The organism is Rhodococcus sp. IC4_135 (assembly GCF_011602025.1).
Lineage (GTDB): Bacteria > Actinomycetota > Actinomycetes > Mycobacteriales > Mycobacteriaceae > Rhodococcus_F > Rhodococcus_F baikonurensis.
The window spans coordinates 1-812 of the sequence record NZ_JAAOLG010000115.1 but is presented as its reverse complement, the minus strand read 5'-3'; the positions used below and the strand labels follow the sequence as shown (position 1 = coordinate 812).

1 rRNA gene is annotated in these 812 nt (G+C 56.5%); it reads right to left on the bottom strand.

Annotated features, from left to right (window positions below):
* Positions 1-48: 48 nt before the first annotated feature.
* Positions 49-812 (bottom strand): 23S ribosomal RNA (locus G8767_RS35230); the annotation flags it as partial.

Below are 812 nucleotides of genomic sequence, written 5' to 3'. Positions count from 1 at the left end.
GTATCTGTGTGTTGTTTCAGATACCGCACAGTGGACGCGTAGCTTCTTTGTGGTAAGTCCTCGGCCTATTAGTACCAGTCACCTGCATGCATTACTGCACTTCCAGTTCTGGCCTATCAACCCGGTGGTCTGCCGGGGGCCTTACCCCCTCGAGGGGGTGAGAAACCTCATCTTGGAACAGGCTTCCCGCTTAGATGCTTTCAGCGGTTATCCCTTCCGAACGTAGCTAACCAGCGGTGCTCCTGGCGGAACAACTGGCACACCAGAGGTTCGTCCGTCCCGGTCCTCTCGTACTAGGGACAGCCTTCCTCAAGTTTCTAACGCGCGCGGCGGATAGAGACCGAACTGTCTCACGACGTTCTAAACCCAGCTCGCGTGCCGCTTTAATGGGCGAACAGCCCAACCCTTGGGACCTACTCCAGCCCCAGGATGCGACGAGCCGACATCGAGGTGCCAAACCATCCCGTCGATATGGACTCTTGGGGAAGATCAGCCTGTTATCCCCGGGGTACCTTTTATCCGTTGAGCGACACCGCTTCCACTTGCCGGTGCCGGATCACTAGTCCCGACTTTCGTCCCTGCTCGACCTGTCAGTCTCACAGTCAAGCTCCCTTGTGCACTTGCACTCGACACCTGATTGCCAACCAGGCTGAGGGAACCTTTGGGCGCCTCCGTTACATTTTGGGAGGCAACCGCCCCAGTTAAACTACCCACCAGGCACTGTCCCTGAACCAGATCATGGTCCGAGGTTAGAGGTCCAATTCGATCAGAGTGGTATTTCAACAACGACTCCACGATAACTGGCGTCACCG